The organism is Marinospirillum sp. (genome assembly GCF_014859565.1).
Genome location: NZ_JACUUA010000149.1, coordinates 1 through 7,970, shown reverse-complemented (window position 1 = coordinate 7,970; position 7,970 = coordinate 1). Strand labels below are relative to the sequence as shown.

At 53.4% G+C, this 7,970-nt stretch carries 8 protein-coding genes; 5 read left to right on the top strand and 3 right to left on the bottom strand.

The genetic code is table 11. From position 1 onward, the window contains the following. Window positions 1-128 precede the first annotated feature (128 nt). The 5 genes from IBX50_RS14785 (at window position 129) to IBX50_RS14765 (ending at window position 4,091) form a co-directional block, all read left to right on the top strand. Complete coding sequence (locus tag IBX50_RS14785) at window positions 129-350, top strand: addiction module protein (RefSeq protein WP_292257063.1); 222 nt, start codon at window positions 129-131, stop codon at window positions 348-350. Further along, a complete protein-coding gene (locus IBX50_RS14780) occupies window positions 347-646 on the top strand; it encodes a type II toxin-antitoxin system RelE/ParE family toxin (RefSeq protein ID WP_292257062.1) in 300 nt (99 codons plus the stop codon). Before IBX50_RS14785 ends, IBX50_RS14780 begins: the two co-directional genes overlap by 4 nt. An 80-nt stretch (window positions 647-726) precedes the next feature. After that, window positions 727-2,109 (top strand): ATP-dependent RNA helicase DbpA, encoded by a 1,383-nt coding sequence (gene dbpA / locus IBX50_RS14775; protein WP_292257061.1) that lies wholly within the window; start codon window positions 727-729, stop codon window positions 2,107-2,109. Between the two features lie 155 nt (window positions 2,110-2,264). Then, the gene (locus IBX50_RS14770) at window positions 2,265-3,017 is read left to right on the top strand and encodes an SDR family NAD(P)-dependent oxidoreductase (protein WP_292257060.1); all 753 of its coding nucleotides are present in this window, start codon (window positions 2,265-2,267) and stop codon (window positions 3,015-3,017) included. A 114-nt stretch (window positions 3,018-3,131) separates the two neighbouring features. Beyond that, the gene (locus tag IBX50_RS14765) at window positions 3,132-4,091 is read left to right on the top strand and encodes a pseudouridine synthase (protein ID WP_292257059.1); all 960 of its coding nucleotides are present in this window, start codon (window positions 3,132-3,134) and stop codon (window positions 4,089-4,091) included. 5 nt (window positions 4,092-4,096) lie between these two features. Here IBX50_RS14765 and IBX50_RS14760 read toward each other — a convergent pair whose 3' ends face one another. The 3 genes from IBX50_RS14760 to IBX50_RS14750 form a co-directional block, all read right to left on the bottom strand. Further along, complete coding sequence (locus IBX50_RS14760) at window positions 4,097-4,828, bottom strand: YdcF family protein (RefSeq protein ID WP_292257058.1); 732 nt, start codon at window positions 4,826-4,828, stop codon at window positions 4,097-4,099. 87 nt (window positions 4,829-4,915) lie between these two features. Further along, window positions 4,916-5,821, bottom strand: a complete 906-nt coding sequence (locus IBX50_RS14755; protein ID WP_292257057.1) for a hydroxymethylglutaryl-CoA lyase — start codon at window positions 5,819-5,821, stop codon at window positions 4,916-4,918. A gap of 19 nt (window positions 5,822-5,840) precedes the next feature. Next, window positions 5,841-7,865, bottom strand: a complete 2,025-nt coding sequence (locus tag IBX50_RS14750) for an acetyl/propionyl/methylcrotonyl-CoA carboxylase subunit alpha (protein WP_292257056.1) — start codon at window positions 7,863-7,865, stop codon at window positions 5,841-5,843. Between the last annotated feature and the right edge of the window lie 105 nt (window positions 7,866-7,970).

Here is a 7,970-nt window from a genome sequence, read left to right as displayed (position 1 = left end):
CTGAAACCAGCCCAGCGGTAACCCAAAAGACCAGCCAATGTGCTGGTCTTTTTTTGATAGTGACATATTTACTGCTATTGCCCCTGGGTCTAGTATTGATAACCAATAACAGAATAGAGGCAAACAGTATGTCCAGCCTTCAGCAGACACTTACAGCCAAGGCCTTGGAACTACCGGCCAGAGAACGAATACAGATGGTCGAGCAGCTTTTATCCAGTCTCGACAAACCAGATGCCGAGATGGATAAAATCTGGTCACATGAAGCCGAGGCACGTATTGATGCCTACGAAAGAGGGGAGCTGGCAGCAGTTTCAGTTCAAGAGGTTCTGGGGAAATACAAATCCCGATGAAGGTTTCATTTCTTGATCTCGCGCAGCAGGAGCTGGATGATGTCTTCGATTATTACGAGGCAGAACAGCAGGGGTTGGGGAAGCGTTTTATCAGTGAGGTAACTGCAACCCTTGCACGTATAAAGGATTTTCCGGAAGCCTATCAGTATATCGGGACACGCACGCGGCGTGCTTTGGTTGGTCATTTCCCTTACGGGGTTTTGTACCATTATAAAAAAGAGACACAAGTTATTTTAATTCTTGCCATTGCTCACCTGCACCGAAATCCAGACTATTGGTTGTCTCGGAAAATCTGATCCCACTTCCGAAGTATTGCCCTCCGGCAATTTATGCTACTCTCGCGCCTTTTCTTTCATTCCATTTTCCGGGTATTCCCTTGACTGCTTCTTCTTTTGCCACGCTGCCGCTGCAACCTGAACTGCTTGCCAACCTCGAAACCCTTAATTACCTGCAGATGACAGATATTCAGGCCGAGGCTCTGCCGCCGATTTTGCAGGGGAGGGATGTGATAGCCCAGGCCAAAACCGGTTCCGGTAAAACCGCTGCTTTTGGGCTGGGTTTGTTGCAAAAACTGCAGGTGGAACGCTTTTGCATCCAGTCATTGGTGCTCTGTCCAACCCGTGAGCTGGCTGATCAGGTCGCCGGTGAAATCCGCCGCCTGGCGCGGGGCATGCACAACGTTAAGGTACTGACACTCTGTGGCGGGCAGCCTTTTGGCCCTCAGGCGCAGTCACTGGAACACGGCGCTCATATCATTGTTGGCACACCGGGGCGTATTGATGACCACCTGCGCAAAGCCAATCTGCAGCTGGATCAAGTCAACCTGCTGGTGCTGGACGAAGCTGACCGCATGCTGAATATGGGTTTTCAGGAAACACTGGATGCCATTGTGGAACAACTGCCCAATCAGCGTCAGACCCTGCTGTTCAGCGCCACCTTCCCGGAAAAAATTGCCAGCCTATCTGCCCGATTCCTGCGTGATCCACAACGTATCACCGTAGAAGCCGGTCACGATGCCAGCAGCATCCGTCAGCACTTTTACCGCCTGCCCAGTGAAAAACAGCGTTTTGAAGCCCTGCAGCTGTTATTGCTGCACTTTGCACCGGCCACCAGCGTCGTGTTCTGCACCACCCGCAAAGAAACCCAAGAAGTAGCGGATGCCCTCAGTCAGGTCGGATTCAGCGCCCAGGCATTACACGGCGATATGGAACAAAAAGATCGCGACCAGACCCTGGTTCAGTTTGCCAACAAAAGCATCAGCATCCTGGTGGCAACCGACGTTGCCGCACGTGGGCTGGATATCGCCGCACTGGATGCGGTATTCAACTATCAGTTGTCGCTGGATCCCGAAGTACACGTTCACCGTGTAGGCCGTACCGGACGGGCAGGGGAGCAAGGCGTGGCCTGTACCCTGTTCAGTGATGCTGAAAACTTCCGGTTGGATACGCTGAGTGACTACCTGCAACAGCCGATCATCCCTGAAGACCTGCCATCCAAAGCGGCATTACAAACCCGCCCGGCACCAGCAGCTATGCAAACCCTGCTGATAGATGGCGGTAAAAAAGACAAACTGCGTCCCGGTGATATTCTTGGCGCACTTACTGCCAACCAGCAGCTGCAAGGTGATCAGATTGGCAAAATTCTGGTGACCGACCGCCGATCTTTTGTGGCGGTGGAGCGCAAATTGGCAAAAATTGCCCTGCAACGACTGACCGAAGGCAAACTCAAGGGCAGAAACTTCCGCGCCCGTTTGTGCTAGAGGAGATGTCGCTGTTCTGCAATGGTTTTCTGTGTAGCTTTGATCAAAAAACCATCAGTTTTGTTGATTGGAGTCAGTGTTGCCAAGCGATCTTGCGCATCTTTGTGGCTGGTGTTGTAAGCTGTAAGGATTCAAGGGTCAAGCGGAGGTGTGTGATGCGTATTAAAGGCAAAAAGATTTTGGTGACTGGTGGTGCCAGTGGTATTGGTTTAGCAGCGGTGGAGCGATGCCTGCAGGAAGGTGCTGATGTGGTGATGTCGGATCTGCCAAGCAGTGAAGGTGCCAGCAAAGCAAAAGCTTTGGATGCAAAATATGAAAGTCGTTGTTTGTTCATGCCCTGTAATGTGGCCTCCACCGATGAAGTGAATGCTCTGATGGAGGGTATGGTGGCCGAGTTGGGTCGGGTGGATGGGGTGTTTAACAATGCCGGGATTGGTGGTATTTGCCCCGCAGAGGATTACCCGGATGAAGATTTTGCCCGCGTCATCGACATCAACCTGACCGGAGTATTTCGAGTCGCACGTGCAGCATTAAAACCGATGTATGCCCAGGGTAGTGGCAGCATTGTGAACTGCGCTTCCATTCTGGGGGTATTCGGCCAGTCCGGTACAGCGGCTTACACCGCAGCCAAGGGTGGGGTGGTGAACATGACACGCACCCTGGCGCTGGAAGGTGCCAAAAAAGGTGTACGGGTGAACTCCATCGGGCCGGGTTACATTGACACTCCGCTGCTGGCAGGTTTGGATGAAGAGCTGATGCAGGGGCTGATCAGTCTGCACCCCATCGGTCGGCTGGGTCGCCCGGAGGAAGTAGCCAATGCCTTCCTGTTCCTGGTCAGTGATGAAGCCAGTTTTATTACTGGTGCCAACCTGCTGGTAGATGGTGGTTTTACCGCCGGAAAATCCTGACTTTATCGCTTTAAAACCAGCCGCTGCCGGTGATCTGCCCTGCAGCGGCTTTTTTCCGTTCGGGGAAGCAGGCACAATAGCGGCCTGTTTCCCCTTATTGCATCAGGCGCTTTCATGACCACAGACACTAACAGTACCCGGCTTAACAAGTTTATCAGTGAAACCGGGTTGTGCTCCCGCCGTGAAGCGGATCAGTTGATCGAAGATGGCTTGGTGAAGGTGAATGGCCGGGTGGCCGACATGGGTGTTCGGGTGACTAGCGAGGATCATGTTCAGGTATGCGGCAAACCACTGAAGGCTAAACCGGCACCAGTTTATCTGGCTTACAACAAACCAGTTGGCATTACCTGTACCACTGATCCGGAAGTGCCAGATAATATTGTCAGTGCAGTGAACTACAAAAAAGGCCGTATTTTCCCCATCGGGCGGCTGGATAAACCCTCCGAAGGCCTGATTCTGCTGACCAATGATGGTGACATTGTTAATCGTATCCTGCGTGCGGGTAATGCCCACGAAAAGGAGTATGTGGTATCAGTGCATCGTCCTTTTGGTCCTGAGTTTGTGCAGCGCATGAGTTCAGGCATTCCAATCCTTGGCACCGTGACCTTGCCTTGCAAGGTACGGCATCTGTCAGCTAACAGTTTTAACATCGTGCTGACTCAGGGATTAAATCGCCAGATCCGTCGTATGACTGAATATCTGGGGTATGACGTGACCCGCCTCAAGCGTACCCGTATTATGAATATCAGTCTGGGCGATCTGAAGCCCGGCCAGTGGCGACTACTGAATCAGAAAGAAATGGCACTGATTCAGGCGATGATTGCTGATTCCAGCGGCACCGAAGAAGCCAGCCAAGTGCAGGCACGACCACCCCGCAAACCCCGCCCAAAACCGGAAGCCGGTGCGGCAGCTACACCGCCTAATCGACGTGGATCGAACCGACAGGGCAAACCGGATGGCCGCCGTCCGGACACTGCCCGCAACGACAGCCGTAAACCTGCCGGTAAAAACACGGTGGGCAAAAAATCGGGCAAGAAAAAAGGTGCGGGTGGGAAAAGCATCAAAAGGCCTTGAACTTGTTATTTGTAGAAGCTGTAAACCATTCGTCCAAGCCATTCATGCAGTGCCTGAGTGCTTTTGTTCAGGTGGTAGGTTCTTGGAATCCAGCGGATTAATCCATGTGTGGGTGGGCTGGAAAATTGCAGCGGTGCCGGAGTGACTTGTAATCCTTGCGCTTCAAAAATGGGTACGGCTCTGGCCAGATGCCAGGCATGGCTGATCAGTACCACTTCATTGATGCCTTGTTGTTTTAAAATCTCGGCACTGAACAGGGCATTTTCGTGCGTTGTGCGGCTTTGCTCTTCCAGCCAGGTGGCGTGAATGCCGAAACTGCTTTGTAACAGCCGAGCCATCAGTTCTGCCTCACTTTCAGCTTCATCATGTACACGGCCACCTGTGACCAGTAATGGCAGTCCTGAAATACTATGCAGATAGGCTGCATAGTTCAGGCGGCTGATTGTCGCCTCACTGGGTGCATCATCCCAGCCATATTCAGCGCCGGAATACTCCCGGCCACCACCCAACACCACCAGCACCTGCTGTTGGTGCAGTTGATCCGCGTTTAGCGGTGGATAGACCTCCAGAGGTCGCATCAGTGCATGGCTGACCAGCGGTAAGGATAAAGCGAGTAAAATCAGCGTGCTGGAACTAATCAACAAGAGTGCCAGCTTGCGTTTTTGCAGCCAGAACAGCAGCAACCCTGCCAGCAACAGCAGGATATTAAACAAGGGCGGCAAAAGCAGGTATTTCAAGAGATTGATCATAGGTGCTGAGATTACTACAAAAACAATGGCCAACCCATACTTACAGGTTGGCCGTGCAGATCAGCAACTCAAGGGTTATGCTTTCCCAGCCATGAGTGCAACGCCGACTTTGGAGCGGTTGGGTCGGTTGATGCTGCGAGTGATCCAGTCGCCGGTTTCGGCCAGTAGTTGCAGGTTGATGCCGGTTTTGATGCCCAGTCCGTGCAGCAGGTAAACCACATCTTCACTGGCAACATTGCCGGATGCACCCTTGGCATAAGGGCAGCCACCCAGCCCAGCCACCGAACTGTCGACCACGGCAATACCTTCTTCCAACACCGCATAAAGATTGGCCAGTGCCTGACCATAGGTGTCATGAAAATGCGCGGCAAGCTTGTCCATCGGGATATGGCGGCTCACGGCTTCCAGCATCCGTTTGGCTTTTAACGGAGTGCCAACACCCACCGTATCCCCCAGAGAGATTTCATAACAGCCCATCTCAAACAGGGTTTTACTGACTTCGGCAACCTTTTTCGGTGCTATCTCACCTTCATAAGGACAACCCAGCACAGTGGAGACATAACCCCGCACCGGCACACCGGCTTTTTGTGCCATTTCAATCACCGGTGCAAAACGCTCCAGCGACTCAGCAATGCTGCAATTGATGTTCTTCTGCGTGAAACTTTCGGAAGCAGCACCAAACACTGCTACCTCCTGTACACCGGCTGCCAATGCACCTTCCAGCCCTTTAATGTTAGGTGTCAGGGCGGCATAGGTGATGCCGGGACGACGCTGAATACCCGTCATCACCTCACGGGCATCACCCATCTGCGGCACCCATTTGGGTGATACAAAACTGGCTGCTTCGATATAACGGATACCGGCGGCACCCAGCCGGTCAATCAACTCCAGCTTGGTTTCGGTGCTGACCGGACTGGCTTCATTCTGCAAACCATCACGGGCACCCACTTCCACCAATCGGACGTATTCTGGAAAAGCCATATTCTCTCTCCTGAAATCGTTATTCCTCGGCTGCTTCGAATTTCAGCAGCTCGGCACCCTGGCTGACCAGATCTCCGGCGGCATAAAAGAACTCAGCCACGATGCCATCTGCCGGTGCGCTCAGGGTATGCTCCATCTTCATGGCTTCAATCACAATCAACGGATCACCCTTGCTGACGCGGGCACCGGCCTCGGCCAGCAGTGTCACCACCGAACCATTCATTGGTGCTGTCAGGCTGGCTGTGGCTTCTTCAAACTCGTGACTGTCCAGATCCGGGCGCAGCCACTGGCAACTGAACTGCTCATCTGCCGTGAACAGCGTTAACTGATTATGCAGATCGGCCACATGAATGCTGCGATGATGACCATTCACCACCGCATCCAGTCGATCATCAGTCAGATGACCTTCCACCAGCAGTTTGTGTTCACCCACCCGCACCGTCCAGAGGTTTTTACTGCCGGTGGCATTACAAGCTTCCACTGCAACTTCCACCGGATTTTCCTGCTCTGGCAGCGCAAAACGCAGGTTCAGGGTTGGGTTGGTGTTCAAACGCCAGCCACCAAAGCCATGCCAGGGTGACCAGGGATCACGCGAATGAGATGCTTCCTGCTGACGTTCATGATTCAGTTTCAGCAGCGCATACAGGGCTGCCAGTGCCAGCAGGTTGGGGCTGTAACTGCCGCCTTTTTCATCAAACAGCAGGGCTTGATGGCGCTCAATAAAGCTGGTATCCAGATCGGCCTGCTGGAAAGGGGCTGCTTCTGCCAGTCGCTTCAGAAAGCGGGTGTTGGTGGTGACACCGGCAATGCGATATTGCGCCAGTGCCTGTGCCATACGGCTGAGGGCGGCTTCGCGACTGGTATCCCAGACAATCAGCTTGGCAATCATCGGGTCGTAATAAATGCTGACCTCATCCCCTTCCAGTACGCCGGTATCCACCCGCACATGGCGGTTTTCTTCCGGTGTACGCAGGTAGCTGAGGGTGCCGGTGGCGGGCAGGAAGTCATGATCCGGGTCTTCGGCATAAATGCGGGCTTCAAAGGCATGACCACGGATTTGCAGTTCACTCTGCTGTTTCGGTAGCGGTTGACCGGCAGCCACCTTGAGCTGCCATTCCACCAGATCTTCACCAGTGATCATTTCGGTGACCGGATGTTCCACCTGCAGTCGGGTGTTCATTTCCATGAAGAAGAAGCTGCCGTCGGCATCCAGCAGGAATTCAACAGTGCCGGCACCAACATAACCTATGGCCTGAGCGGCTTTTAATGCGGCATCACCCATTTGTTTACGCAGTTCGTCACTCATGCCGGGTGCGGGGGCTTCTTCTATAACTTTTTGATGGCGGCGCTGTACCGAACAGTCACGCTCAAACAGGTAAACACCGTTGCCTTGGCTGTCACAGAAGACCTGAAATTCCACGTGGCGGGGTTTGACCAGATACTTTTCCACCAGCATGGTGTCGTCACCAAAACCGTTGATGGCTTCACGTTTGGCCGAGGCTAGTGCCTGATCAAATTCGCTGGCTTTTTCAACAATACGCATGCCTTTACCGCCGCCGCCTGCTGTGGCTTTCAGCAGTACCGGGTAGCCGATTTTTTCGGCTTCAGCTTTCAGCAGTTCCGGGTTTTGATCTACGCCGTGGTAACCGGGTACTAAGGGCACACCGGCTTTTTCCATAATAAATTTGGCGGCAGACTTGGAACCCATGGCTTCTATGGCACCGACCGGTGGGCCGATAAATACAATTCCGGCAGCATCACAGGCTTGTACAAAGCGGCTGTTTTCGGACAGGAAACCGTAACCTGGGTGGATGGCTTCAGCGCCGGTTTGTTTGGCGGCTTCGATGACTTTTTCGATCACCAGGTAGCTGTCACGCGCTGGGGCTGCGCCCAGATAAACGGCTTCATCGGCCATTTTGACGTGTAAGGCATGGCGGTCGGCGTCGGAGTAGACGGCCACACAGCGGATGCCGAGGCGGTGGGCGGTTCTTATCACGCGGCAGGCGATTTCGCCGCGGTTGGCGATCAGTATCTTACGGAACATCGGGCGTTCCTCTTCTCGTTATAGTGTCGATTCTTGAGCTGGATTTTATGCTTGCCAGCCGGGTGCACGTTTTTCAAAGAAGGCGTTGAGTCCTTCCTGCCCTTC